Raw genomic sequence first — 25,138 nt, forward strand, 5'->3', positions numbered from 1 at the left:
ATCCTCCCCAGTTCAGGGGTCGCCTGCGGGGAATGTGCCCCGCTCGCGGGTGCGCATCCGGGGCGGCCATCTATGGCATGCTTGTCCGGCGCCGAACACCGTTGGTTCTCGCCTCCTGGTGCCGCGCACGGCTCATGAAGGAGAGAGCATGGCTTCAACGTCGGTGAGCGCCCCGAGCAAGGGCGCCAGCCTCAAGCGGAACCTCGGACTGTGGGCCATCGTCGGCCTCGGCCTGGGGTACATGACCCCGACCGTGGTGTTCGACACCTTCGGCATGGTCGCTCGCGATACGGACAACGTCGTCCCGGCCGCGTACCTCGTGGCGCTCATCGTGATGATGTTCACGGCGATCAGCTACGGCAAGATGGCCGGTGCGATCCCGAGCGCGGGCTCCGCCTACACCTACGCGCGGGAGTCGATCCACCCCAACGTCGGGTTCATGGTCGGCTGGACCTCGCTCATCGACTACGTGCTGCTGCCGATGGTGAACTGCCTCATCATCCGCAGCTACCTCGAGGCGCTGTTCCCCGAGATCCCGGGCTGGATCTGGGTTGTGATCTACTGCGCCCTCGTCACCTCGGTGATCTACCTCACGATGCGGGGCACCTCGAACATCAACATGCTGCTGCTGGTCTTCTCGATCGTCGTGATGGCCGTCTTCGTGGTGATGGTGTTCGCGCAGCTCATGCGCGGCGAGGGGCAGGGCACCGTCGCCTCCATGCAGCCGTTCCTGCACGACGGCGTGACCCTCGGCGCGGTGCTGATGGGCGCGACGATCGTGTGCTTCTCGTTCATCGGCTTCGACGCGGTCACGATGTACGCCGAAGAGGCGAAGACGCCGAAGATCATGCCGAAGGCGATCCTGCTGACCGTCGTCATCGGCGGCGCGATCTTCCTTGTCGCGGCGTACTTCACCCAGCTCCGCTTCCCGTCCTCCGACGCCTTCCCCGTCGAGGCGATCGAGGACAGCACGCTCCCCGAGATCGGCCTCCAGGTCGGCGGGCCCGTGTTCCAGGCGATCCTCACCGCCGCGGGCTTCGCGGCGACGCTCGCCTCCGGCCTCGCGTCGCACGCCTCCGTCTCGCGCATGCTGCTCGTGATGGGTCGCAACAACGTGCTGCCGAAGCGCTTCTTCGGGTACATCAACCCGAAGACGCACACGCCGACCTTCAACATCGTGCTCGTCGGCGTGATCAGCCTGCTGGCCGCGGCCTTCACCCTCGAGCTCATCGCCGCGTTCATCAACTTCGGTGCGCTCATCGCGTTCACCTTCGTGAACGTCTCGGTCATCGCCTGGTTCGCGATCCGCAAGGGCCGTCGGCGCACCCCGAAGGACATCTTCACCTTCATCGTGCTGCCGGGGATCGGCATGGTGCTCACCGGCGTCCTCTGGGCGAACCTGCACGTCGACGCGCTGATCGGCGGCATGGCCTGGGCCGTGATCGGCTTCGTCTACCTGCTCGTCCTGACCCGCGGGTTCCGCCGGAAGGTCGCGGCCTTCGACGAGGCGCAGCCGGTGACCGGGTTCAACAAGGTGGTCGACGAGTAGTCGCCGCGAGCGATCGCGCCGCTCGGCGCGGACGGGCCCGGGATCGCCGATCCCGGGCCCGTCGGCACGTCTGCTCCGCTCGGCGGTCCGCCCCGCTCAGCGCCGGCGCAGCCGCCCGTACCCGGCCAGCAGGCGCGGCACCACGAGGTAGACCGCGAGCGGCACCACGATCGCGGTGAGCAGCAGCGCGCGAAGCACGGGGTTCCAGTCCGCCCAGAGCGGGGCGAAGGCGAGCATGCCGATCGCGACGAGCGGGAAGATGGCGAGCCAGGTGAGCGCGGCACGCAGATGGATCGAGGGCGGCGCCGCGGGCGCGCCGGCGGGAGCGGTCGGGCTCGGGGTGGGCGGTTCGGTCGACATGGCATTCTCCAACTGTTTGGTTGCTTCCAACTGAACGGTTGCAACCATAGGGCGGGCTCGTCTATTCCGCAACCGCCCGGTTGGACCTTGCTAGCCTGCTGGCATGGCCTGGGACACCGAGGGCACCAAGCGCCGACTGCTCGACGCCGCGACGGTCGAGTTCGCGCAGCACGGCTTCGCCGGCGGGCGCGTCGACCGCATCGCCGCGGCCGCCGGCGTCAACAAGGAGCGCATCTACCAGTACTTCGGGAAGAAGGGCGAGCTCTTCGACGCGGTCCTGGTGAGCGAATTGCGCCGGGTCATGGACGAGGTGCCGCTGCGCGGCGAGGGTCCCCAGGCCGTAGCCGACTACGCGGGGCGGCTGTTCGACCACCACGTCGACGACCCGACCGTCCCGCGGCTCGTGACCTGGGAAGGGCTGGAGCGTGGGCGCGACACGGTTGCCCGGGCCGAGCGGCTCGAGCACCACACGTCCAAGGTCGCGGCGCTGATGCGGATGCTCCCGGGCGTCGACTCTGCCGGGGCCGCCGAACTCCTCCTCACGATCGTCACGCTGTGCGACTCGTGGCCGGTGCTGCCGCAGGTCGACGAGTTCCTGAGCGGGCGCGTCGAGGGCCGACGCGCGGAGCGGCGCGCCAGTATCGTCGGCACCGTCGAACTGCTCGCCCGCGAGCTCAGCGCCGAGTCGGCGCGCCGCTGAGCACGACGAGCCGCCGGGTCGCCCTGGTCATCGACACGTAGCGGTCGACCGCGCCCTCGATGCCGTCCCCGAAGCCGTCGGGCTCGACGAGCGCCACGAGGTCGAACTCGAGGCCCTTCGCGAGCTCCGGGGTGAGCCGGCGCACTCGGGGGTGCCCGGCGAGCGCCGACTCGACGACGGTCCTCGTCGAATCGGTGACGGCGGCCGAGTGGATGACGCAGGAGCTCGCCTCCGGGTGCTCCGCCGACCATAGCTCGAGCACCGTCGCGAGCTCGGCGAGCGGGAGCCGCTCGACCGGGTGCCCGCTCGAGCGGATGCTCGTAGGGACGTTCGCGTCCGGGATGGCGGCCCGAATGCCGGGCGCGGCCTCGGCCATGATCTCGGCCGGCGTGCGGTAGTTCACGGTGAGCCCGGCGAGCTCGACGCGGCCGAAGCCGACCCGGCGCATCCGATCGGCCCAGGACTCCAGGAAGCCGTGCCGCGCCTGCGCCCGATCGCCCACCACGGTGAAGCTGCGGGAGGGGCAGCGGGCGAGCAGCATGCGCCACTCGGCATCCGTCAGTTCCTGCGCCTCGTCGACGACGACGTGCGCGAACGGGCCGTCGAGCGGGGCGGTGCGCTCCGGTCCCGGCAGATCGCCCAGCAGCGTGTGCTGCACGTCCGCGCCGCGCAGCATGGTGACGAGCCCCTCGCCGTCGTCGTCGGCCGCGATGAGCTGATCGACTACCAGATCCATCTGCTCGCGATCGGCCTCGGCCTCGGCGCGCGCGCGGCGGATCCGGCCCGGGGCCTCCGGGTCGCCGATGCGACGGCGGGCCGCATCGAGGTAGGGCACATCCGCGCGGGTCCACCTCCTGGGCTCGTCGCGCCGGAGCGCCTCCGCCTCCGTCCCGCTCAACCACGGCGCGCAGCGCCGCAGGTGATCGGGCGAGGTCCAGAGATCGGCGATCACTCCGACCGGGTCGAGCAGTGGCCAGGCCCGATCGAAGCGACGCCGCAGCGCTTCGTCCGCCTCCAGCTCCCGCCGCAGGAGCCGGGCGGGGACCCCGGCCGGCTGCTGGTCGGCGAGGATCTCCAGCACCGCCTCCCAGACGACGCCGCGCGCCTCGTTGTGCGGCGTGCCCGGCTCCGGGGCGGTGAACGCCTCGGCCCACTCCGTCGGGCCGAGGAACGACTCGCCCCACTGAGTGTCGACCAGGAGTTCCGCGGTCGGCGGCACCTCGTACGCGTCGACCGCCGCGCCGACGGCGTCCAGCAGGCGGGCGCCGGCCTTCAGCGCGCCCGCCGCGGGGGAGCGCTCCGGCGCCAGCGCCGCGCCCTCGGGGACGAAGTCGCTCGGCACGGCCATCGCGACCTCCTGCTCGCCGAGGCTCGGCAGCACGTCGGCGACGTAGTCGAGGTAGGGATGCGAGGGGCCGACGACGAGGACGCCGCCGCGGTGCGCGGCGACCCGGGCATCGGCGTAGAGCAGGTAGGCGGCGCGGTGCAGGGCGACCACGGTCTTGCCCGTTCCGGGGCCGCCGTCGACCACGAGCGCGCCCTCGGAGCCGGCGCGGATGATCGCGTCCTGGTCGGCCTGGATCGTGCCGAGCACGTCCCGCATCCGCTCGGAGCGGTCGGTGCCGAGGCTGGCGATGAACGCGGACTGGTCGTCGAGCGCGAGCGCACGCCCATCGCCGCCGGGCTCGAGCAGCTCGTCCCAGTAGTCGACGATCCGGCCCCGGGTCCAGCGGTAGCGGCGGCGGCTGCGGAGCCCCATCGGCTGCGCGGGCGTCGCGGCGAAGAACGGCTCGGCCGCCGGCGTGCGCCAGTCGACGAGGAGCCGTTCGCCGTCGGGGCCGGCGAGTCCGATCCGGCCGATGTAGCGTGGCGCGTCGCCGCCGTTGACGACGATGCGCCCGAGGCAGGCGTCGATGCCGTAGCGCCGGAGCGTGCGGAGCCGGCTCTCGAGCCGGTGCACCTCGAGGTCGCGATCGAGCGCAGCCTGACCGTGCCGGGCCGGTGATCGGAGCGCCGCGGCGAGGGCCTCGCGGGCTTCGGCGATCGCGGCGGCGAACGCCTGCTCGATGGCGGCGAAGTGCTGCTCGTCCTCGGCGAGGAGCGCTGGGCTCGACTTCTCAGCGAGGTGGGCGGGCAGGTGGAAGGGGCTCGCGGACAGGGGTCCTCCAAGGGCGGCAGACGGGGTGGGTCCGCCAGTATGCGCCCCCGAGGGGGCCTTGCGGCAAGCCCCTGGGCCCGCGGTATCCTGGAACTGCAGGCGAGCGCGGCCCACCGAGGCGTCGGCGCACGCCCGACGCTCCGGGTGATCAGGCCCGCTGGATCCTGCATAGGGGGTCTGGCCTGGGCGATCAGGCCTGGGCGATCAGGCCGGACGACGCGGCCGGTCTGCGGGCCTCGGCAGCGGCCCGAGCACCTCGGTGCGCCGTCGTCGGCGATCGGCCTCGTGACGTGACCTGATCGCGCGCTCCGCCCCGTCGGGATCGGCCGCCCGGATCGCCTGCGCCAGGCTCAGGTACGCAGCCGCGCCGCGCCTGGAGAGGCGAACGGGGGAGCGCTCGGCCAGCAGCACGAGGGTCTCGAGCAGCAGCGGCGCCTGCGCGGCCTCGGCGAGGCGGCGCACGAAGGCCAGCTCGACGGCGTCCACCTCGCGCCCGGCGGATTCCGTGCGCGCGTCGGGCTCGGCTGGATGGGCGGCTTCCGTCGGATCGGCGGCTTCCGCTGGATCGGCGGGCTCCGCTCGCTCGACGGCGGCGACGAGCCGCTGCGCCGCGTCGAGCAGGGCCTCGGCGTGCGCGCTCGAGCGGTGCACGGCGGCGCGCCGAGCCGCGGCGACCTCGAACGCCAGGCGGGACTCGCGATGATCGTGCTCGGAACTCGACTCGGCCTGCGTTCGCATCGTGGCGGCTCTCCCTGTGCCGGTCCGCGCCGTTCGGCGCGTGGTCGGTGCATCCCCGTTCCCGGCGTCGCACGCTGCGCCGCCGACTCAGCTCGATCGAGCGGGATGCCAATTCAACCTGAGCACGAGGGGGCCCGGACCGTTTCCCCCAGGTTCCGGACCCCCTCTCCGCACCGATTCCCAGTCGCGCGGAAGCGTCGACATCAACGCTCGCGATGATGTGGACGTCCCGAACATAGCACATGGGATACCATTGTCTCGATCTGTGTTGCCTCATGCTTCGCTCGGTTGCGAGTCCCGCCTTCTGGGGTGGGCCACCCGGGCGAACTCGGCGCGCCCGCGCGCATCGTTGCTGATACAGTTCTGCTATGTCGTTCAGGATGCAGTTTTCGCGTGGCAGTGCGGCCGCGCGCGTCGGCAGACTGAGCGTGGCGGCATGACCGACCAGGTGCGTACCGAAGCCGAGCGGGTCGCCGACGCCTTGCGCGAGTCGATCATCGCCCGCACTCGTCCGCCGGGGTCCCGCCTCATCGAGCGCACGATCGCAGCGGAGCTCGGCGTCAGCCGGCTGCCGGTTCGCGATGCGCTCCGGGTGCTCGAGCGCGAAGGACTCGTGGCGCGCGTCGGCCGCAGCATCGCGGTGCGCCAGCTCGGGCTCCGCGATCTCGGCGAGCTCGCCGAGGTCTCCGAGGCGTTCGACGTGGTGGCGGCGCGCCTCGCCGCCGAACGGCGCGACGACGCAGAGGTCGAGCGCATCCGCAGCACCTTCGCCGAGGTGGGCCGGTCGATCGGCGGCGACGACGCCGGCGCGACGGCCCGGTCGGTCCTCGCGTACCGTGGCGCCATCGCGGACGCCTCGCGCAATCCGTTCGTGCTCGAGATCAGCACGCTGCTCCGCGGCCGTGAGGCCGGAGCGGTGCTCGCGCCTCGGCTGATCGCCGAGCACGGTGCAGCCGTCGTGCGGGCGATCGAAGCGCGCGACGCCGCGGCGGCCGACGAAGGGGTGCGCGCCCAGTACGCGGCCGCTCGGTCGGCGCTGCGCGCCGAGGTGCTCGACGAGCTCGAGGCCAAGGTCGCCGCGAGCCGCGCGGCGGGAGGGCGATGATGGCGAGCGAGCCGGCGGCCCGGGTCCCCGAGGCGAAGCGCATCCAGATCGCGTTGCGGCAGCAGATCGTCGAGGGCCAGCGCGTGCCCGGTACCCCGCTCGTCGAGCGGTCGATCGGCGAGGAGTTCGGCGTCAGCCGCTTGCCGGTGCGGCAGGCCATCCAGGGCCTCGTCGCCGAGCAGCTCGTCGTTCCGGGCGGTGCGCGCTCACCCGCGACCGTGCGCGGCTTCGACGACGAGGAGCTCGACGCGCTGAGCGTCGTGCACGCCACACTCGAGCGGCTCGTCATCCGCTGGGCCGCGATGCGCCGCACGGCCGAGCAGGTCGAGGCGCTCCGCCTGATCGTGCCGGAGACCGCGCTCGACGGCCCGGTCGACGCCGCCGCGATGCGCCGGGCCGTGCTCGAGTTCCGTGCGTACCTCTTCGTCATGGCCGACAGCCCCATCCTCGACGAGCTCAACCAGCTCGTCGGCGCCCGAGTGACGCAGGTCATCTCGCACGCGCTCGAGCCCGCCGTCGCCGGCCACTACCTCGAGGCGCTGTACCGGGCGATCGCGCTCGGCGACGCCGAACTGGCCGAGACGGTCCTCGGCGAGTACATCGCGCCGGGCAAGTTCGACTCGGCCAAGCGCGCCTGACGCCCGTCCGGCCGGGCGGCGCGGGCGGCTCGGCCGCTGCCCGCGCCCAGCGTGTCTGCGGGCGGCCGTGGCGGCGCACACGCCCGCGCCCGCCTCGAATCGTCGGCGCCCGGTGCTGGAGCCCGTGCTGGGGTGCGTTCGACACTGACTGCGCTGGCTCGCGTCGGGATGCCATGGATTCACATTGGACACGGCATTGTGCCCGGAATCATTGGGGTGGAGCAGTGTTTTGATCTGGAGTTGCATCTTGCGGATGATTCGGGATACCATTATCCTCGTCGCGAACGGCGCTCGATCGGGTTGAGGTCGAACAAGCCTGTAGTGCCGAGCGCGATGCTCCGTTTCCTCGGGGCTTGCAACGCAGTTGCAAACGGGCTCCCGAGACCTGGATCCCCCCGGATCACCCGAGTCTCGGGAGCCCGATCTCTGCCCCGGGGCGATCGGACGGCCCAGGGCGATCGGGAAGGGTGGACATGCCGACACGACGTGAGCTCGACGGAGCTCCGGGGCGGATCGCCTCGATGCAGCAGGCGCTCGCCGGGGCGGCTCGGGCCAGCGTGCTCCGGCACGTCGTCCACCATCCGCGCAGCTCGCACACCGAGATCGTCGCCAGCACCGGGGTGAGCCGTGGCTCGGCGACCACCGCGCTCCGCGACCTTGAGCAGCTCGGCTACCTGGTGGTCGACGGTCCGAGGGAGGGGCGAGTCGTCCGCTATCGAGCGGTCGACGACCAGCTCGCGGCCGACCTCGCTGCGCTGTCCGACTGGCTGCTCGCCTGAGTCCATCCGCCCGAGCTGCGCGCGAGGCATCCGTCTACGATGGGACCATGCCGACTCCGGAGACGCAGATCGCCCTGCAGGCCGCAGCGATGCGGGCGTTCCGGAACCTCGAAGCGGTTTTCGACGCCATCCCGCCGTCGGAGCGCGACGCTCCGTTCCGCGATCGCGACCGGCGGGATCGCGATCTCCAGGACGTCCTCGATCACGTGTTCGCCTGGCACGAGCTGCTCCTCGGCTGGATCGCGGCGATCGAGCGCGGCGAGACTCCGGCATACCCGGCCGAGGGGTTCTCCTGGAACGAGCTCGACGAGCTGAACCTCAGCCTCCGCGACCGTTCGCGCACCCGTGGCGGCGCCGAACGCGCGTTCGCGCGGCTGCAGGGCAGCCACGCCGTCGCGCTCGCGAAGGTCGGGGCGCTGGACGCCGACGTCCTCTTCGATGCCACGCGGTTCCGCTGGCTCGGCGGCCCGCTCGCCGAGCCCGTGCACGAGTGCCTCGGCGGTCACTACGACTGGGCCGTCGGAGCGATCGGGGCGGCGCGGTGACCGCGGGTGCGGCGCTCGGCGTCGCGGTCGGCCAGTTCGCGCCGGTCGCCGACGTCGCAGCGAACCTCGCGCAGATCGAGCGGCTCGCACAGCTCGCGGTGGCGCGGGGTGCGAAGCTCGTCGTGCTCCCCGAGTACGCCATGTTCTTCACGCCCGAGCTCGGCCGGGAGATGGCCGAGGCGGCCGAGCCGGTCGACGGCGCCTTCGTCGGCGCATTCAGCGCCCTCGCCGGGCAGCTCGGCGTGCACCTCGTCGCCGGCATGCTGGAGCGACGGGACGACGGCCGGTTCTCGAACACGCTCGTCGCGGCCGACGCCGACGGGGCCGTGGTCGCGCGCTATCGCAAGCAGCACCTCTACGACGCCTTCGGCCAGCGGGAGTCGGAGCACGTCGCGCCGGGCGAGCTGGCCGCGCCGGAGCTCTTCCAGCTCGGCGGCTTCACCGTCGGCATGCAGACCTGCTACGACCTGCGCTTCCCCGAGGTCACGCGGACCCTCGTCGACGCGGGCGCCGAACTCGTCCTGGTGCCCGCGGAATGGGTGCGCGGACCGCTGAAGGAGCACCACTGGCGCACGCTCGCCACGGCCCGCGCGATCGAGAACACGGTGTACCTGGCCGCTGCGGACCAGACGCCGCCCGTCGCGGTCGGAGCGAGCCTCGTCGTCGACCCGATGGGGGTCGAGATCGCGGGCCTCGGCGAGGAGGCCGGGGTGGCGGTCGCCTGGCTCGAACGGGACCGACTCGATCGCGTGCGACGGATCAACCCCGCGCTCGAGCTCCGCCGCTACCGCGTCGTCCCGCGCTGATCGGGCACGCGGCCGGCCGCTTCAGGCCGCGCCCAGCGCGGCGAGACGCGCGGATGCCTCCCGCAGCACGTCCTCGCGCTTGCAGAAGGCGAAGCGCACGAGCCGGGCGACCTCGTGCCGGTGCTCCGGCCGGACGAACGCCGAGACCGGGATGCCGACGACGCCGGCGAGCTCCGGCAGCCGGCGGCACAGCTCCTCGGCGTCGTCGAAGCCGAGCGGACCCGCATCGGCCACCACGAAGTATCCGGCGCGCGGGCGGGAGACGACGAAGCCCGCCGCTTCGAGCCCCGCGGAGAGCAGCTCGGCGCGCCGGCCCAGCGATGCGGCGGCGGCCGTGAACACCGCGTCGGGCAGGTCGAGGCCCGTCGCGATCGCGGGCTGGAACGGGGCGCCGTTCACATAGCTGAGGTACTGCTTCACGGCGAGCACCGCGGTGACGAGCTCCGGGCGGGCCGTCACCCAGCCGATCTTCCAGCCCGTGGTGGAGAACGTCTTGCCGCCCGAGGAGATGCTGATCGTGCGCGAGCCCGCGCCCGGGCGGCCCGCGATCGGGCGGTGCGGCCCGTCGAAGCGGAGGTGCTCGTAGACCTCGTCGGTGACGAGGAGCGCGTCGTGCCGTTCGGCGAGCTCGACGAGGAGCTCGGCGGTGGCGTCGTCGAGCACGGCCCCGGTGGGATTGTGCGGGTCGTTGACGATGATGAGCCGGGTGCGATCGGTGACGGCCGCGCGCAGCTCGTCGTGGTCCGGGCGCCACTCGGGGAAGCGCAGCGGCACGGTGCGGTGCACGCCGCCCGCGCGGGCGATGAGTGCGGCGTGCGCGTCGTAGTACGGCTCGAAGGTGACGACCTCGTCGCCGGGCTCGACGAAGGCCAGCACCGTCGCCGCCAGGGCCTCGGTCGCGCCCGCGGTCACGAGCACCTCCCGCTCGGGGTCGACCTCGATCCCGTACCAGTGCCGCTGGTGCCGGGCGATCGCCTCCCGCAGCACCGGCATGCCGGTCCCCGGCGGATACTGGTTCATCCCGCTCCGGATCGCCTCGATCGCGGCCTCGAGCACCACCGCCGGGCCGTCCTCGTCGGGGAAGCCCTGACCCAGGTTGATGGCGCCGGTGCGCTGCGCGAGCGCGCTCATCTCGGCGAAGACGGTGGCCGCGATGCGCCCGTCTGGGCCGAGCAGCCCGGCGCCGGCCGCGGTGCGCTGCCAGGGGGAGAGGTGGCCCTGAGCGAGGGAATAGGTCACGCTCACACCGTACCCGCAGCGCCCGGCGCTACGCTGGCGAAGGCCGGCCGCCGGCGGCTCGTGCCGTTCGGAGGCTTCACTGCCGGCCGATAGCCGATCCATAGACTTCGCCGATGCCGTGCACAGCTTTCGCCGCGAGAGTGGGGTCAGCTTGGAAGGAGCAGACATGACCGATCACACCACCGGCCCCGTCTCGGAGGAGCCGCGGGACCCCGAGGAGCGTGACGTCACGGAAGCCGCCGACGTCACCGGAACGAACGACGACGCCGCCGCGCCGAGCGCCCCCGAGGCCGCCGCAGCGGCTCCCGCTGCCGCGACGAGCGGCACCGAACCCGTCGCAGCGGCTCCCGCCGCCGCGAACGAGGCACCGGCCCCGGCATCCGCCGGCTGGGTCGCCCCGAACGCCCCCGCGGCGCCGAACGCCTCCGCCCCCGCCGCGCCGCAGTCGACGCCGCAGGCCGCGGCGCCCCAGGCGTCCGCCCCGCAGGCCGCGGACCAGCCGGCCGCACCGGCCGCGCCGGCAACCGGCACGCTCTACGAGCCCGGCCGAGCGCCGCAGCCGTATCACGCGGCCCAGTACCCGCACCCGACCGCCGCGCAGCCGACCCACCCCGCGACGCAGCCCACGCAGCCGCTGCCCGGCGCGCACCAGCCGCAGCCGGGCCAGGTGCCGCCGGGGCAGGTCCCGCCGGCCTTCGGCGGGCAGCCCGCCGCGGCGCCCGCGCCGAAGAAGCGTCCGGTCGGCCTTGGCATCGCCGCAGCCATCGTCGCGGCCGCCCTCATCGGCGGCGGCGCCGGCGCGGGCGTCACCGCCCTCGCCATGGCGAACCGCACGACCACGACCTCCGCGAGCGCCAACCCGCAGAACGTCGTCGTCAACGACACCGACTCCGTGAACCAGGTCACCGCGGTCGCGGCGAAGGCGAGCCCGAGCGTCGTCACCATCTCGGTGTCCTCCGCCGACGGCGCGGGCACGGGATCGGGCATCATCCTGTCCGACGACGGCTACGTGCTGACGAACACCCACGTCGTCACCCTCGACGGTGCGACCGGCACGCCCACGATCCAGGTGAAGACCGACGACGGGCACCTCTACACGGCCGAGCTCGTCGGCACCGACCCGCTGAGCGACCTCGCCGTGATCAAGCTGAAGGACGCCTCGGGGCTGACCCCGCTCGCCTTCGCCGACTCGAGCAAGCTCAACGTCGGCGACACCGCCATCGCGATCGGCGCCCCCCTCGGGCTGTCCGGCACCGTCACCGACGGCATCGTGAGCGCGCTGAACCGTTCGATCGAGGTCGCGTCCTCGGCGGCGCCGTCCACGCCGGACGACAGCGGCCAGGGCGACCAGCAGCAGGGCGGACAGCAGCCCTTCGACTTCTGGAACTTCGACATCCCGGGACAGGGCGGTCAGGGCGGACAGCAGACGCAGCAGGGCGGCGGCAACATCTCGATCCCCGTGATCCAGACCGACGCCGCGATCAACCCCGGCAACTCCGGCGGCGCGCTGCTCAACAGCAAGGGCGAGCTCATCGGCGTCAACGTCGCGATCCTCGGCACCGGCGACTCCTCGTCCGGTCAGTCGGGCAACATCGGCGTCGGCTTCGCGGTCCCGTCGAACCTCGCCAAGCGGGTCTCGGACGAGATCATCGCGAACGGCTCGGCGACGCACGGCCTGCTCGGCGCGACCGTGACGGCCGCCCAGAGCGACGAGCAGAGCAGCACCGTCGGTGCGCTCATCACCGATGTTCCCGCCGGGGGCGCCGCGGCGAACGCGGGCCTGCAGAAGGGCGACGTCGTCACGCAGTTCAACGGGCTGCCGATCACCGACCAGACCGACCTCACGGCGCAGGTCCGCGCGCTCGCGGGCGGTGCCGAGGCGGAGATCACGTACCTCCGCGACGGCGAGGCGCACACCGTGACGGTCACACTCGGCACCTTCGAGGGCTGATCCCGAGACCGACGCAGCATCCCGGCGAGTGGCCGGAGCCATCGCGGCTCCGGCCACTCGGCGTTTGCTAGGCTCGATCGACCCAGCAGCAGAGTGAGGAATCTTGCCCGATCAGCCCGACGGCAACGCCCGGTCGACGCTCGGCGTCTCCTACGTGATGCCGGTGCTGAACGATGCCTCGCACGTCCGCGCCGCCGTGGAGTCGATCCTCGATCAGCACTACGACGGCCCCGTCGAGGTGCTCATCGCACTCGGGCCGTCGATCGACGGCACGTCCGAGCTGGTCGCCGACCTGGCCGCGCGCGACACCCGTGTCCGTGTGCTCGACAACGAGGTGGGCTCGACGCCCGCGGGGCTCAACCTCGGCATCCGCGCGGCCCAGTATCCCGTGGTCGTGCGCGTCGACTCGCACTCGATGCTGCCGGCCGACTACACCCGGATCGCCGTCGACACGCTCGAGCGCACCGGTGCCGACAACGTCGGCGGCATCATGGCCGCGCACGGTGAGACCGCGTTCGAACGGGCCGTGGCACGGGCGTACACCACCCCCGTCGGGCTCGGCGGCTCCGCCTTCCACGTCGGCGGCACGGCGGGACCGGTCGAGACCGTCTACCTCGGCGTCTTCCGCCGTTCCGCCCTCGAACGCGTCGGCCTCTTCGACGAGACGATCAAGCGCGGCCAGGACTGGGAGCTCAACCGCCGTCTGCGGGCGAGCGGCGGCATCGTCTGGTTCACCCCGGAGCTGAGCGTGACGTACCGGCCCCGGTCGAGCCTCGAACGCCTCGGCCGGCAGATGTTCTCCACCGGGCTCTGGCGCGGGGAGCTCGCCCGGCGCTTCCCCGCTGCGAACGGCGTGCGCTACTTCGTCCCGCCCGTCATGGTGCTCGGGGTGCTGCTCGGCCTGCTCGCGGGCCTCGGCGGCCTCATCCAGGCGCTCGCGGGCCAGACGCCGTGGCTCGCCGCGGGGCTCGTCGTCCCGATCGTGTACCTGCTCTTCGTGCTCGTCGCGGCCCTCCTCTACGGTCGCGGCCAGGGTGCCGCGTCATGGCTCTGGTTTCTCGTAGTCTTGCCGTGCATCCATGTCGCGTGGGGCGCCGGCTTCGTGCTCGGCTATCTCTCGCTGACACGGAACATCGCCAGCCATACGGGAAGGTAACGGATGTCGCACCCGCACTCGACGTCGTCGGAGCCGTCGAGAACGCACCCATCGAGCCTTGCCGAGTTGAAGGCGGTCACCCAGCCGCCGGAGGTCCGCGGGCGGCGCAATGCGGAGCACTGGACGGCATCGCTCTACCTGCGACGGCTCTCGCCGTACCTGACCTGGCTGCTGCTGAAGACGCCGATCTCGGCGAACGGCGTGACGGGGCTGATGATCCTGGTCGGCTGGTCGACGGCTGCGGCGCTGCTCATCCCCGGCATCTGGGGTGCGCTGCTCGCCGTGATCCTCGGGCAATTGCAGATGCTCGTGGACTGCTGCGACGGCGAGGTCGCCAGGTGGCGGCGCACGTCGTCGCCCGCCGGCGTGTTCCTCGACAAGGTCGGGCACTACTCGACCGAGGCGCTCATCCCGATCGCGCTCGGCATCCGCGCCGCCGCGTACCCGCTCGAGTTCCCCGCCGACTTCCTCTGGACGACCGTCGGCGCCCTGCTCGCGCTCGTCATCGTGCTGAACAAGGCGCTGAACGACATGGTGCACGTCGCCCGGGCGAACGCCGGTCTGCCGAAGCTCGCCGACACCCACGGCGAGACGGCGCCGCGCGGCGGCCTCGTCGCGAAGCTCCGCCGCGTCGCCCGGTTCGTGCCGTTCCACCGGCTCTACCACTCGGTCGAGCTCACGCTCATCGCGTTCGCCGCCGCCGTGGTCGGGCTCTTCGTCGGTCAGCCGATCGTGGACCGGGTCGTCGTGGCCGCCCTGCTGCCGCTGGCCGTGCTCGCCGTCCTCGGCCACTTCGTGGCGATCATGGCGAGCCGTCGTGTCCGCTCCTGAGCCGGCGGCCGGGGGCGTGACCCCCCGCTTCGGCGTCGTCGTGCTCACGATGGGCCGCCGTCCGGCGGAACTGCTGCGCGGCGTGCGCAGCGTGCTCGAGCAGCGCGGGGTCGCGGTCGACGTCGTCGTGGTCGGCAACGGTTGGGACCCGGCGACCGCGGAGCCGGCCCTGCCCGCCGGGGTGCGGACGCTCGCGCTCGCGGAGAATCTCGGCATCCCGGCCGGCCGCAATCGCGGGGTGCCGGAGGTCGAGGGCGAGCTGCTCTTCTTCCTCGACGACGACGCGTTCCTGCCGGACCCGGAGTTCCTCGCGAAGGGGGCGGCGCTGCTCGCCGCCCGGCCCGAGCTCGGACTCGTGCAGCCGCGGGTCGTCGACCCCACCGGACTCGCCTCGCCGCGCCGCTGGATCCCGCGGATCCGCAAGGGGGATCCCGCGCACTCGAGCGACGTCTTCTCCTGCTGGGAGGGAGCGGTGCTGCTGCCGCGCGACGTGTTCGACCGGACCGGAGGGTGGGCGGACCCGTTCTTCTACGCGCACGAGGGGGTCGAGCTCGCCTGGCGGGTCTGGGACGCCGGGCATCGCGCCTGGTACGCGGGCGAGCTCGAGGCCGCCCACCCGGTCATCGACCCGGCGCGGCACTCGTACTACTTCCGGCTCAACGCCCGCAACCGCGTCTGGCTGGCCCGGCGCAACCTGCCCGCCGTGCTCGTCCCGTTCTACGTGGGCTCGTGGACGGCGATCCAGGTGCTGCGCTGGGCGCGCAGACCGGCGCAACTGCGCGCCTGGTTCGGCGGCTGGCTCGCCGGCTGGCGAGAGGATCCGGGGGAGCGACGGCCGCTCCGCTGGCGGACGGTCTGGCGGATGACCCGTGCCGGTCGGCCTCCGATCGTCTGAGCCTCGGATCGCTCGGTAACGATCGGCTCTCGGTGCGGCCGCAACGCCCGCCCCGGGGCATCCGCTCAGCCGGGCGTGGCTACCCTTGCCGAGTGGGATTGAAGACTGACGCTCGCCGTGCCGTGAAGCTCGCGAGGAACATCATCGCCTCGCGGCGCGCGCAGCGAGCGCTCGGCACGGCGCTCGCCCGGGTGGCGCCGCTCGAACCCGGCCGCTACCGGATCGGGGTGTACTTCGCCGACGGCAAGGTCAATCTCTACCAGCTGCGCCAGTGGTACAAGCCCCTCGCCGAGCTCGCGAAGACGCATCCCGTGGTGATCCTCAGCCGCGCCTCCGGTGCGGCGCTCGCCCTGCTCGACGAGTCGCCGGTGCCCGTCGCCTACGTGCGGCGCGTCGCCGATCTCGAGCAGCTCATCCACGATCAGCAGCTCCAGCTCATCCTCTACGTGAACCAGAACGCGAAGAACTTCCAGATGATGCGCTACGGGCGGCGCTGGCACGTGTTCATCAACCACGGCGAGTCCGACAAGATGTACATGACCACCAACCAGTTCAAGGCCTACGACTACGCCCTCATCGCGGGCGACGCGGCCAGGAGCCGGCTCGGCAAGGTGCTCTGGGACTACGACTTCGACAAGCGGGCGATCCCGATCGGCCGACCGCAGGCCGACCACTACCACGACGGGCGCGAGCTGCCCTACCCCGACGACGGGCGAGAGGTCGTGCTCTACGCCCCGACCTGGGAAGGCGACCGCGCGGCGGCCGCCTACGGTTCGATCGCCTCGCACGGCGTCGCGCTCGTCACCGCGCTGCTCGCGACGGGCCGGCACCGGGTGATCTACCGCCCGCACCCGCGATCCGGGGTGCTCGACCACGAGTATGCGGCCGCAAACCGGGCGATCATCGACGCCATCGGCGCCGCGAACCAGGCTGATCCGAGCGCGATGCACGTCTACGACGACGGCCCGGAGCTCGGCTGGCAGCTCGCCGCCGCCGACCTCGCCGTCGTCGACATCTCGGCGATGGTCTACGACCGGCTCGCGACCGGCAAGCCGCTGCTCGTCACCCGGCCCCTCGCCGAGGAGGCGGAGATCGACACGGGCGGCTACCTCTCGGCGTGCGAGTGGCTGGTCGCCGAACCCGGGATGCCGCTCACGCAGGCGGGCGCGGCGATGGTCGCGCGGGTCGACGAGGTCGCGCACGATCCGGCTGCACTCGACCGACTCGGCCACTGGGTCGAGCGGTACTTCGGCGACACCGCCCCGGGGGCCGCGACCGCGCGCTTCCACGCCGCGATCGACCACCTCATGGCGGAGTGGCAGCGCTTCGCCGCCGAGCACCGGGACGACGAGGCCATCGACGAGCACGACGTCGAGGGTGAGCGGGCCGAGAGCCGGTCCGACGAGGACGCGCACGGCTGAGGTCCCGCGAGCCTGCGTGGTTCAGTGGAGCGTCGGCGCCCCGCCCGAGGTCGGCGCCGACAGCCGCTCCAGCTCGAGCAGCTCGCTCAACCGGCCGTCGCCGCGTCGCCAGGCGTCGACCGCCTCCTCGCCGAGCAGCACGTAGTGCCAGCGGCGACCGCTTCGCGCGGCGGCCGGCAGACGGTTCAACGTCTCGACCCAGTCGAGCGCCGCGCGTCGCTTGCGCTCGACGTCCGGATGGGCGAGCGCGGACTGCGCCTTCGTCTCGACGACGTACACCGCCTCGGAGGTGCGCACCAGGAAGTCCGGCGAGTACCAGGCCGGCAGGCCGTCGGAGCGGAGGTACGGCCGGCGCAGGAACGTGTGCGCGTACTCGTCGATCTTGATGAACGCCTCGACCCGGCCGTCCCGATCCGCCCACTCGATGAAGCGTCGTTCCAGCCCGCCGCCGCGGCTCGCGACCCGCAGCGCGGGGAAGACGCATTTGCGGCTGGGCACCGCGTCGCGCGCCCGCATCAGGGTGCTGCCGATCTCGGCGACGCTGCGCTGCTCGACGAGCGCGGTCGCGACGGTGCGGTGCTGCTGCGCCTCCACCAGTGCGGTCGAGAACACGCCGGCGACGTGCTCGGCGACGCCGGGGAGCAGGAGCACGCGCCATCCCTCATCGAGCGTGGGGTCGAACGGCTCGCCGAAGAGCCGGTCGCGCACGTAGCGGTCCACCCAGGCGGCGATGCGGGCGCGGTGGGTGACGAGCAGCGGGTACCGGCTCGCCGCGCTGAAGCGCGCGGCCGCCGGCGTGAAGGTGCGCCCGACGACCGTGGCGATGCGCCGGGTGATGCGGGCGAGGAAGTCGTTGTAGCCGGTCGCGGTCATGACGCCGCCGTCGACCCGGTAGTCGCCGTACTGCGTCCGCGTCTGCAGGTCGTGCGAGCTCCACCGCTCCCCGCGGCCGACCGCGCGGCGCAGGACGGCGAGCTCGAAGCGGCACGGCTCGAGCGAGCGGGGGTCGATCCGGGGCTCGACGAGCTCCTCCTCGTGCTCGCGCACGATCTCGGGCACGACGAGGTCGTACTCCTGCCAGCCGGGTCGCAGCTCGACGCGCTCGAGGTCGCCGACGGCGGCGATCCCGTCGTCCTCGACGATCGCGAGCAGGCCGTCGCCGAGCAGCTCGTCGTAGAACGCCTCGAAGGCCGGGTGCTCGACGATGAACAGCACGTCGAAGTGATTGGCCGGTTCGAGTCCGCGGCGCATGCGTTCTCGCGTCTCCCGTTTCAGCTCCTCCACCACGGGGTCGCCCCGCCACATCAGCCGGAGGCCGCGGCCGATCGTCTGTTCGAGCAGGATTCCCGAGCCCGCGGAGCGGAGCGGCACGACCACGCAGATGCTGTCGACGTCGAAGCCCTCGCGGAGCATCAGTACGCTGACGACGACGCGCGGCCGCGCCTGCCGGTCGAGGTCGAAGAGCCGCGCGCGGATCGGCTCCCACTCCCTCGGACCGAGCTCGCTGCGTCGGCCGCTGTCGACTCTGAGCACGTCCTCGGGGTCGAGCCGCTCGGCGTCGAGCAGGAACTCCTCGACGTGGCGGGAGACGATCGTGTCCTCGGTCACGATCAGGAGCTTCGGGCGTCGCTCGGGGTCGATCTCGGCGAACTGCGCCTCGAGGAGGGCGAGCTTGCTGAGCCCGGCGCGGATCATGGTGCGCTGGCCGGGGGAGAGCCCCACGACCGCGCCGTGCTCGTCGCGCTCGGCGGTGAAGTCGAGGGGGAGCGCGGCCAGCTCGCTGCGCTTGTCGAGCGCGATCGCCTTGACCAGCCCCCGCCGCATCGCGGCGTGGAGGTCGAAGTCGACGACGATGTGCGGGAAGTAGCGACGGCGGGGCCGTCCACCGCCGCCGGTCTCGTCGAAGGGCGTCGCCGAGAAGTCGAGCTGGAGGAATCGGCGGCCCTTCGTCGAGGCGATCGCCGTGAGGCTCTGCTGCCACTCGACGTCGCTCGCGTCCTGGCCGGCCCGCAGCGCGTGCACGTGGTGCGCCTCGTCGTTCAGGACCACGAGGTCGGGGAGGTCGACGAGCGACTGCAGCGGACGGCCCCGCTGCGCCCGCCGGTCGAGCGCCTCCAGCGCGTGCCCGGCCGCGCCGGGGGAGAGCGGGAACATGCTCTCGACGGCGGCCCGCGCCGGATCGTCGGCGCTGCGCCGGCGGCTGCGGGTGCCGCCGTTCGCGTCGCCCGCGAAGTCGGGGTCCTCCGTGCCGGCGAGGAGGTGCCAGTTCGTCACGGCGATCATGCCGCCGGTGGGGACGCGGAGCCCGATCTCGTGCTTCTCGACGACGCCCGATGCGAGCAGCGCGGCGATGGTGCGTTCGTGCCGGGGCGGAGTGAACAGCGCCCGCCTGGCGTGCAACTCGCTCGTGCTCGGATCCCGCACGCCGTCGACGCGTCGGCCGCGGAACGAGTCGAGGAGCCGTTCGTAGACGATGAGCCCGGGCGCCACGACGAGGAAGTTGCTGCTGAAGCGCGGATCGGCGGGCGTCGCGAGATGGTTGAGGTGCTGCCAGACGAGCAGCGCGTTCATCACCCAGGTCTTGCCCGTTCCGGTGGCGAGCTTCGCGGCGTACTTGGGATGCCCGTGGCGTTCGTGCGCGAGCTCCTGGCGCGCGGCCGCCGAAAGCGCGCTCGGGGCGAGACGCTCGTAGAGCTCGCGAAGATTCGACGCGCCCAGCACCTCGTGCGCGTAGACGATCGCGAGGATGGCGTCGCGCTGCCCCTCGTGGAAGGCATCCGGCCGCCCGGCGGAGAGCGAGGCGTCGAACCACCAGCGGAGCAGCTCGGCCGTCGTCGGGGTGACGGCCTCGAGGAGCGCGCACGGCTCGCCGGACTCGATCGCCCGGGCGTCGTCGGCCAGCCTGATCGAGATCTCCCTGGCGAGCGGCAGCTCCTCGTCGACCGGGATCCTCACGAGGCATCCGCCTCGACGGCGTCGAGCTCCAGCACGACCTCGGACTCGAAGCCGAAGACGTCGACCGCCCGGACGCAGATGCGGCGGACGCCGGGGCGCCACGGGGCGCGCAGCGTCGCCGAGGCGACGACGCGCAGCGGGTCATCGTCGTTCAGGGTGTTGCCGCGGTAGTCCTGCCAGGTGGAGCGGAAGAGCTCGCCGTCGTAGTCGGGGTCGACGGCCCAGTACTCGATGAGCGAGAGCGGGTCGCGGTTCATCAGCTGGAGCACCTTCTCGCGGTCCTCGGCGCGAAGGCTGATCGCCTCGGGGGAGAGCAGCACGTAGTTGTCGAGCCCGACCACGAGCTCGAGCTCGTCGCCGCGGCGTCGCGCCGTGCGGAGGCCCGCCTCGAGGTACTGCAGGGTGGAGAAGCGCACGGTGTCGCCGAGCCGCCCGCCCTTCTTCTTCAGCCGGTCGATGAGGTCGGGCGGGATGACGCGCACCTCGAGGCGGGCGTCGGCGAGCGCCTCGATGTCGTGGCCGATGCCGGCGGGGAAGTTCCAGCCGAGCACGACCACGCGCTCGAAGCCCCCGAGCGCCGAGTCGCGCTGCGACTGGGCGCGGCGCAGCGATTCGACGGTCGTGAGCCGGGCGGGGCTCTCCGCGACGACGAGCGTGCGGCCGCCCGGCAGGCTGCCGAGGGCGCCGTTCGGGTTCTGCGCCTCGGGCAGCGGCTCGGCGCCGTAGAGCCCGAGCACCGTGCGGGCGAGGTCGCCGACGCGGTAGCGGCGGCCCAGGCTGGAGCGCATCTGCTCGACCTGGTAGTCGCCGATCTCCTGGTAGAGGAACGGCCGCGCGTCCTGGTCGATGAGGCGCTTGCGGATGATCATCGCGGCCGGGCGGCCGAGGTCGCTGGTGATCCAGCGGCGTCCGGATGCCTCGGCCGCCGCGGCCGTCGTGCCGGAGCCCCCGAAGAAGTCGGCGACGAGGCCGCCCGGCGGGCAGGAGGCCTCGATGACCCGGTCGAGCAAAGCGAGCGGCTTCTGCGTGGCGTAGGCGACGCGTTCCTTGGCGACGGGGTTGATCATCGAGAGGTCCCAGACGTCGGGCATCGCGACGCCCTTCGTGGCCTCCTCGCTCAGCACCGAGCGGCGCACGCCGTCATCGCCGATCGTGCTCACCCAGGCGCGGCCCTGCCCGCTCGACTTCTCGGACTTCGGGATGTAGAGCTGCTTGAAGTAGTGCTGCCCCTTGCGCTTCGCGTAGACGAAGAGGGTGTCGTGGTTGCGGGCGAAGCTCGTGCTCGCGATGTTCCAGCGGCGGTAGTACCAGACGACCTCGTTGAGGAAGTTCTCTCGGCCGAACACCTCGTCGCAGATGAGCTTCACGTAGTGCCCGACGTGCCAATCGATGTGGAGGTAGAAGCTGCCGGTGTCGGCGAGGAGCTCCCGCGCCAGCACGAGCCGGGGCGTCAGCATCGCGAGGTACGAGGCGGTGCCGTCGGCCCAGGTGTCGGAGTAGGCGAACTGCTCGACCGCCGTCGGCCGGGTCTCGACCTCGTGGCCGGGGAGCCTGAGCTTCGTGCGGTAGTCGGCCTTCGAATCGAACGGGGGGTCGAGGTAGACGAGGTCGACGCCGCCCGCGAGTCCCGCCGTCGCGTCGTCGCCGGCGAGGAGGGCCGACATCGCGAGCAGGTTGTCGCCGTAGATCAGCCGCCCGGAGGGCTCGGGCTGCTGATGCGCGGAGGCGTGGTGCAGCGGCAGGCCGCTCGCCTCGCGGCTCGGCTGCACGAACTCGCGCGTGTGCAGGCGCACGCGCTGTTCCCCCGTGAGTTGCTCGAGCACCCGCGCGGCCTCGCGCTTGCCATCGGCGACGATCTTCGGCAGCTGATCGAGCAGCGATCTCATGGGTCTCCTCATGGCTGGATTGGCGATGCTCTCAGAATAGAGGCAGAAACGCTGGAGGTGAATGCACACTGGATCGGAGAACTGGGGGCGGATAGGCATGGAGCTATGCCTGAGCCTCAATCACGTGCTGCGCAGATCCTCGGTGAGCGTCTGAAGGCGGTCAGGCTCGAGCGAGGCGTGAGCCAGGAGACGGTCGCGCATCTCGCCGACATGCACGTCACCAACCTCGGCAAGATCGAGCGCGGTCAGGCGAACCCGAGGATGACGACGATCGTGCGCATCGCCGGCGTGCTCGACGTCGATCCCGGCGAGCTGCTCGCCGGGATCGGGCTCGCCGAGCTCCCCGGCGTCGACCGGGTCAACGTGCGCGATCTGATCGAGGAGCTCAAGCGCCGGGGCAAATGAGCCGCAGTCGAGCGGCTCCGCCGCTCGACCGCCTCAGAACGCGATGCGCCAGAGGTACTCCTCGCCGCTTGCGCGGAACCACCGCAGTACCGCGACGCAGTCGCGAGCCGGGTCGTCGGCGCGGAGGACGAACGCGACATGCTCGCCGGGTTCGACCCGAAGCAGTGGCTGCCAAAGCAGACGGCCGTCGCCGAAGAGCGAGAGGTGCACGCCGTGCGCTGCTTCGTCGCCGGCGTTGCGCAGCGTGTACCACGGGGCGCGGCCTCGATCGATGCGCCAGGGCACGCGGTAGGCGATGGGTGATGGGACGGGGTGGGCGTCGACGGCCACAGGCCGGGCCCCGTGCGGCATGGCTCCTCCTCGGGTCGGGATGCGGCACGACACCGTCACGGTACCCGGGACCACCGACGTCGAGCCGTCCGCGCGCCGCCGGCTAGCTGCGGTCGGGGGCGGGCGCGTCCGGCGAGCCGTCGGGGGCGGGCGCGTCGGCCGGTGCCTCCGCGTCGGCCGGGCCATCCGCGTCGGCCGGGGCATCCGCCGAGTCATCGGCTCGGCTCCGCGCGCGAGCGGCCGCGAGCCGGCCGAACGGCCGCCCTGCGGCCCGGCCGACCGCACCGACCGCGCCGGCGACGCGGCGACCGGCCGAGGAGAGCGTCGGGGCGTCGTCCCGCGGCTCGAGCTCGGACGGCACGACCGCCGGAGCCGCCCCGAACGCGAGCCGCGACTGCGCGAGCACCCGCCGGCCGAGCACGTGATTGCCGACCCCGCCGACCGCGGCGCCGATGCCGAAGGGGAGGGCCTTGCCGATGAACCCCGCGCCGCCGCGCACGGCGAACTGCTTGACGAAGGTGGCTCGGAGGCGGTCGACGACGGTGCCCATCATCGCCTTCGGGAGGGTGTTCGTGATGAGCTCGCCCCAGTAGGCGCTGCGGGCGACGCCGGTGCCGCTCGCCTGCGCGGCGAACTGGCGCACGAGGTCGCTGCCCTCCGCGCCGAGCATGAGGGTCATCACGAGCGCGCGTGCCCGCTCCGGATTCTCCACCGGGATGCCGTGCACCTCGGCGACGGACTGGGCGAACAGGGCGGTCGCCTCGAGGAAGCCGGCGGTCTCGACGCCGGAGAGGGCCAGGGTGATCCCCGTGGAGATGCCGGGGATCACGGCCGTCGCGCCGACGGCGGCCCCGCCGGTGGTGACGGCGGCGAGGTAGCGCCGCTCCAGGATGCGGACGAGCTGGTCGGGCGTCGCCTGCGGGGAGCGACGACGGATGCTGCGCAGGTGTGCCACCACGACGGGGCGGTGGATCGCGAGGACGCGGTCGATGGTGCGCTCGACCCCGTGCGCCCGGCCTTCGTCCTGCGGCGCCGCGGTACCGTCGCCCGCGGGCGACTCGCTCGGGGCGTCCCGCCCCATCGAGGTGATCCGGTGCACGCGCTCGGGCATGCAGCGATTGTACGCACACCGGCCTGGACGGCCCCGGTGCGCACGGCTTCGACGCCGCGCACCATGGCGTCACGCATTCGTCCTGGCCCCGAGGGCCCGATACGATCGAAGCTCAGCGTCTCGTCGACCCGCAGGAGTCTCGTGAAGTACCGCTCGACCCGCGGCGGGCTGTCGCCCGCCCTCTTCACCGAGATCCTCATCGAGGGGCTCGCGCCGGATGGCGGCCTCGTCGTTCCCGAGGAGGTGCCCGCCGTCACCGCCGAGGAGCTCGCGTCTTGGCGCGACCTCGACTACGCGGGCCTCGCCACCGAGGTCATCGGCCGCTACGCGAGCGGCATCCCCGCCGAGGAGCTCGCGCGGATCTGCCGGGCCGCGTACGATCCCGCTGTCTTCGGGGGCGACCCCATCGTGCCGCTCACCGCGCTCGGGGAGGTCACGCTCGTCGGGCTGTCCGAGGGGCCGACGCTGGCCTTCAAGGACATGGCGATGCAGTTCCTCGGCCAGCTCCTCGAGCACGAGCTCACTGCGCGCGGCACGACCCTGAACATCCTCGGCGCGACCTCTGGCGACACCGGCTCCGCCGCCGAGTACGCCCTGCGGGGCAAGCACGGCGTCGCGGTCTTCATGCTCTCGCCGCAGGGCCGGATGAGCGCCTTCCAGCGCGCGCAGATGTACTCCCTCACCGACGACAACATCCACAACATCGCCGTCGAGGGCGACTTCGACGACTGCCAGCACCTCGTGAAGGTCATCGCGGGCGACACCGCCTTCAAGCGCGAGCACCGGCTCGGGGCGGTCAACTCGATCAACTTCGCGCGCATCGCGGCCCAGCTCGTCTACTACTTCTGGGCGTGGTTGCGGCACAGCGACGCGGTCGCGCCCGAGCATCGCGCCGCGCACCGCGTGTCGATCACGGTGCCGTCCGGCAACTTCGGCAACATCTTCTCGGGCTGGCTCGCCCGCCGCATGGGGCTGCCGATCCACCGGCTCGTGCTGGCCACGAACGAGAACAACGTGCTCGACGAGTTCTTCCGCACCGGGGTGTACCGGCCGCGAACGGGCGAGTCGACCTTCGCGACGTCGAGCCCGTCGATGGACATCTCCCGGGCGTCCAACCTCGAGCGCTTCGTCTTCGAGGTCGTCGGCCGCGATCCGGAGGCGCTCCGCGAGCGCTGGAGCGGGCTCGAGCGCGACGGCGTGCTCGACCTCTCCGCCGAGCAGCCGCGCTTCGCCGAGGAGTTCGGCATCGTGAGCGGCTCCAGCACGCATGCCGACCGCGTGGCGACCATCCGCGAGATCCACCGCTCCAACGGCGTGGTCGTCGACCCGCACACCGCCGACGGGCTCGCGGTCGCCGCCAGGCACCTCGAGCCGGGCATCCCGATGCTCGTGCTGGAGACCGCGAAACCGCAGAAGTTCCCCGAGATCGTCGCCGAGGCGATCGGCGAGCCTGCGGAGCTTCCCGAGGCGCTGCAGGCGCTGCTCGAGGCCCCGCAGAACGTCGTCGAGGTGGCGAACGACGCCGTCGCCGTACGGAACCTGATCGCGCGCGACGCGGCGCACTGAGCGGCTCGGGCGCA

22 protein-coding genes are annotated in these 25,138 nt (G+C 72.4%); 14 read left to right on the top strand and 8 right to left on the bottom strand.

What is annotated here, in order from left to right; genetic code table 11:
- Positions 1–148 precede the first annotated feature (148 nt).
- Positions 149–1,549: an APC family permease gene (locus QSJ60_RS09015; protein ID WP_189084616.1), complete on the top strand. Its 1,401-nt coding sequence runs from the start codon at positions 149–151 to the stop codon at positions 1,547–1,549.
- Between the two features lie 96 nt (positions 1,550–1,645).
- Here QSJ60_RS09015 and QSJ60_RS09020 read toward each other — a convergent pair whose 3' ends face one another.
- A complete protein-coding gene (locus tag QSJ60_RS09020) occupies positions 1,646–1,909 on the bottom strand; it encodes a putative antibiotic biosynthesis monooxygenase (RefSeq protein ID WP_230766125.1) in 264 nt (87 codons plus the stop codon).
- Positions 1,910–2,012: 103 nt separating this feature from the next.
- Here QSJ60_RS09020 and QSJ60_RS09025 point away from each other — a divergent pair, with 103 nt between their 5' ends.
- The gene (locus QSJ60_RS09025) at positions 2,013–2,609 is read left to right on the top strand and encodes a TetR/AcrR family transcriptional regulator (protein ID WP_230766123.1); all 597 of its coding nucleotides are present in this window, start codon (positions 2,013–2,015) and stop codon (positions 2,607–2,609) included.
- Here the strand turns inward: QSJ60_RS09025 and helR are convergent.
- Both helR and QSJ60_RS09035 read right to left on the bottom strand, forming a co-directional pair.
- On the bottom strand, positions 2,584–4,881 hold the full coding sequence (gene helR, locus QSJ60_RS09030) for an RNA polymerase recycling motor ATPase HelR (protein ID WP_352230684.1): 2,298 nt from the start codon (positions 4,879–4,881) through the stop codon (positions 2,584–2,586). The two genes, QSJ60_RS09025 and helR, sit on opposite strands and share 26 nt — an antisense overlap.
- 90 nt (positions 4,882–4,971) lie before the next feature.
- A complete protein-coding gene (locus QSJ60_RS09035; RefSeq protein ID WP_285463379.1) occupies positions 4,972–5,505 on the bottom strand; it encodes a hypothetical protein in 534 nt (177 codons plus the stop codon).
- Between the two features lie 436 nt (positions 5,506–5,941).
- On the opposite strand from QSJ60_RS09035, the gene QSJ60_RS09040 reads away from it, so the two are divergent.
- From QSJ60_RS09040 to QSJ60_RS09060, 5 genes are all read left to right on the top strand, one after another.
- On the top strand, positions 5,942–6,610 hold the full coding sequence (locus QSJ60_RS09040; protein ID WP_285463380.1) for a GntR family transcriptional regulator: 669 nt from the start codon (positions 5,942–5,944) through the stop codon (positions 6,608–6,610).
- Positions 6,610–7,248: a GntR family transcriptional regulator gene (locus QSJ60_RS09045; protein WP_285463381.1), complete on the top strand. Its 639-nt coding sequence runs from the start codon at positions 6,610–6,612 to the stop codon at positions 7,246–7,248. Before QSJ60_RS09040 ends, QSJ60_RS09045 begins: the two co-directional genes overlap by 1 nt.
- Positions 7,249–7,721: 473 nt before the next feature.
- The gene (locus QSJ60_RS09050; protein ID WP_189084622.1) at positions 7,722–8,027 is read left to right on the top strand and encodes a helix-turn-helix domain-containing protein; all 306 of its coding nucleotides are present in this window, start codon (positions 7,722–7,724) and stop codon (positions 8,025–8,027) included.
- A 47-nt stretch (positions 8,028–8,074) separates the two neighbouring features.
- Positions 8,075–8,572 (top strand): ClbS/DfsB family four-helix bundle protein, encoded by a 498-nt coding sequence (locus tag QSJ60_RS09055; RefSeq protein ID WP_230766119.1) that lies wholly within the window; start codon positions 8,075–8,077, stop codon positions 8,570–8,572.
- On the top strand, positions 8,569–9,378 hold the full coding sequence (locus QSJ60_RS09060) for a carbon-nitrogen hydrolase family protein (RefSeq protein ID WP_230766116.1): 810 nt from the start codon (positions 8,569–8,571) through the stop codon (positions 9,376–9,378). The genes QSJ60_RS09055 and QSJ60_RS09060 overlap by 4 nt, the downstream gene beginning before the upstream one ends.
- Positions 9,379–9,399: 21 nt before the next feature.
- Here QSJ60_RS09060 and QSJ60_RS09065 read toward each other — a convergent pair whose 3' ends face one another.
- Positions 9,400–10,617 (bottom strand): aminotransferase class I/II-fold pyridoxal phosphate-dependent enzyme, encoded by a 1,218-nt coding sequence (locus tag QSJ60_RS09065; RefSeq protein WP_285463382.1) that lies wholly within the window; start codon positions 10,615–10,617, stop codon positions 9,400–9,402.
- Between the two features lie 166 nt (positions 10,618–10,783).
- Here QSJ60_RS09065 and QSJ60_RS09070 point away from each other — a divergent pair, with 166 nt between their 5' ends.
- From QSJ60_RS09070 to QSJ60_RS09090, 5 genes are all read left to right on the top strand, one after another.
- A complete protein-coding gene (locus tag QSJ60_RS09070; RefSeq protein WP_285463383.1) occupies positions 10,784–12,568 on the top strand; it encodes a S1C family serine protease in 1,785 nt (594 codons plus the stop codon).
- 157 nt (positions 12,569–12,725) lie between these two features.
- Positions 12,726–13,724: a glycosyltransferase family 2 protein gene (locus tag QSJ60_RS09075; protein ID WP_230763531.1), complete on the top strand. Its 999-nt coding sequence runs from the start codon at positions 12,726–12,728 to the stop codon at positions 13,722–13,724.
- Positions 13,725–13,727: 3 nt separating this feature from the next.
- Positions 13,728–14,555: a CDP-alcohol phosphatidyltransferase family protein gene (locus QSJ60_RS09080; protein ID WP_189084626.1), complete on the top strand. Its 828-nt coding sequence runs from the start codon at positions 13,728–13,730 to the stop codon at positions 14,553–14,555.
- 49 nt (positions 14,556–14,604) lie between these two features.
- Positions 14,605–15,450, top strand: coding sequence for a glycosyltransferase family 2 protein (locus tag QSJ60_RS09085; protein ID WP_502871400.1), 846 nt, complete (start codon positions 14,605–14,607; stop codon positions 15,448–15,450).
- A gap of 92 nt (positions 15,451–15,542) precedes the next feature.
- Positions 15,543–16,871, top strand: coding sequence for a CDP-glycerol glycerophosphotransferase family protein (locus tag QSJ60_RS09090; protein ID WP_285463385.1), 1,329 nt, complete (start codon positions 15,543–15,545; stop codon positions 16,869–16,871).
- Between the two features lie 21 nt (positions 16,872–16,892).
- Here the strand turns inward: QSJ60_RS09090 and QSJ60_RS09095 are convergent, their stop codons facing one another.
- Together QSJ60_RS09095 and QSJ60_RS09100 are read right to left on the bottom strand one after the other, a co-directional pair.
- Positions 16,893–19,826, bottom strand: a complete 2,934-nt coding sequence (locus QSJ60_RS09095; RefSeq protein ID WP_285463387.1) for a DEAD/DEAH box helicase family protein — start codon at positions 19,824–19,826, stop codon at positions 16,893–16,895.
- Positions 19,823–21,712: a site-specific DNA-methyltransferase gene (locus tag QSJ60_RS09100; RefSeq protein WP_230762861.1), complete on the bottom strand. Its 1,890-nt coding sequence runs from the start codon at positions 21,710–21,712 to the stop codon at positions 19,823–19,825. The genes QSJ60_RS09095 and QSJ60_RS09100 overlap by 4 nt, the downstream gene beginning before the upstream one ends.
- A 105-nt stretch (positions 21,713–21,817) precedes the next feature.
- On the opposite strand from QSJ60_RS09100, the gene QSJ60_RS09105 reads away from it, so the two are divergent.
- Positions 21,818–22,117, top strand: a complete 300-nt coding sequence (locus QSJ60_RS09105) for a helix-turn-helix domain-containing protein (protein WP_189084631.1) — start codon at positions 21,818–21,820, stop codon at positions 22,115–22,117.
- Between the two features lie 33 nt (positions 22,118–22,150).
- Here QSJ60_RS09105 and QSJ60_RS09110 read toward each other — a convergent pair whose 3' ends face one another.
- Positions 22,151–22,468 (bottom strand): hypothetical protein, encoded by a 318-nt coding sequence (locus QSJ60_RS09110; protein WP_230762865.1) that lies wholly within the window; start codon positions 22,466–22,468, stop codon positions 22,151–22,153.
- Positions 22,469–22,550: 82 nt separating this feature from the next.
- Entirely contained in the window at positions 22,551–23,558 is a 1,008-nt protein-coding gene (locus QSJ60_RS09115) for a hypothetical protein (RefSeq protein ID WP_285463390.1), read from the bottom strand.
- A 141-nt stretch (positions 23,559–23,699) separates the two neighbouring features.
- On the opposite strand from QSJ60_RS09115, the gene thrC reads away from it, so the two are divergent.
- A complete protein-coding gene (thrC, locus tag QSJ60_RS09120) occupies positions 23,700–25,124 on the top strand; it encodes a threonine synthase (RefSeq protein WP_285463392.1) in 1,425 nt (474 codons plus the stop codon).
- Positions 25,125–25,138: the final 14 nt, after the last annotated feature.

Origin of the sequence: Agromyces sp. NBRC 114283 (assembly GCF_030268405.1) — a bacterium.
GTDB classification, from domain to species: Bacteria; Actinomycetota; Actinomycetes; order Actinomycetales; family Microbacteriaceae; genus Agromyces; species Agromyces mediolanus.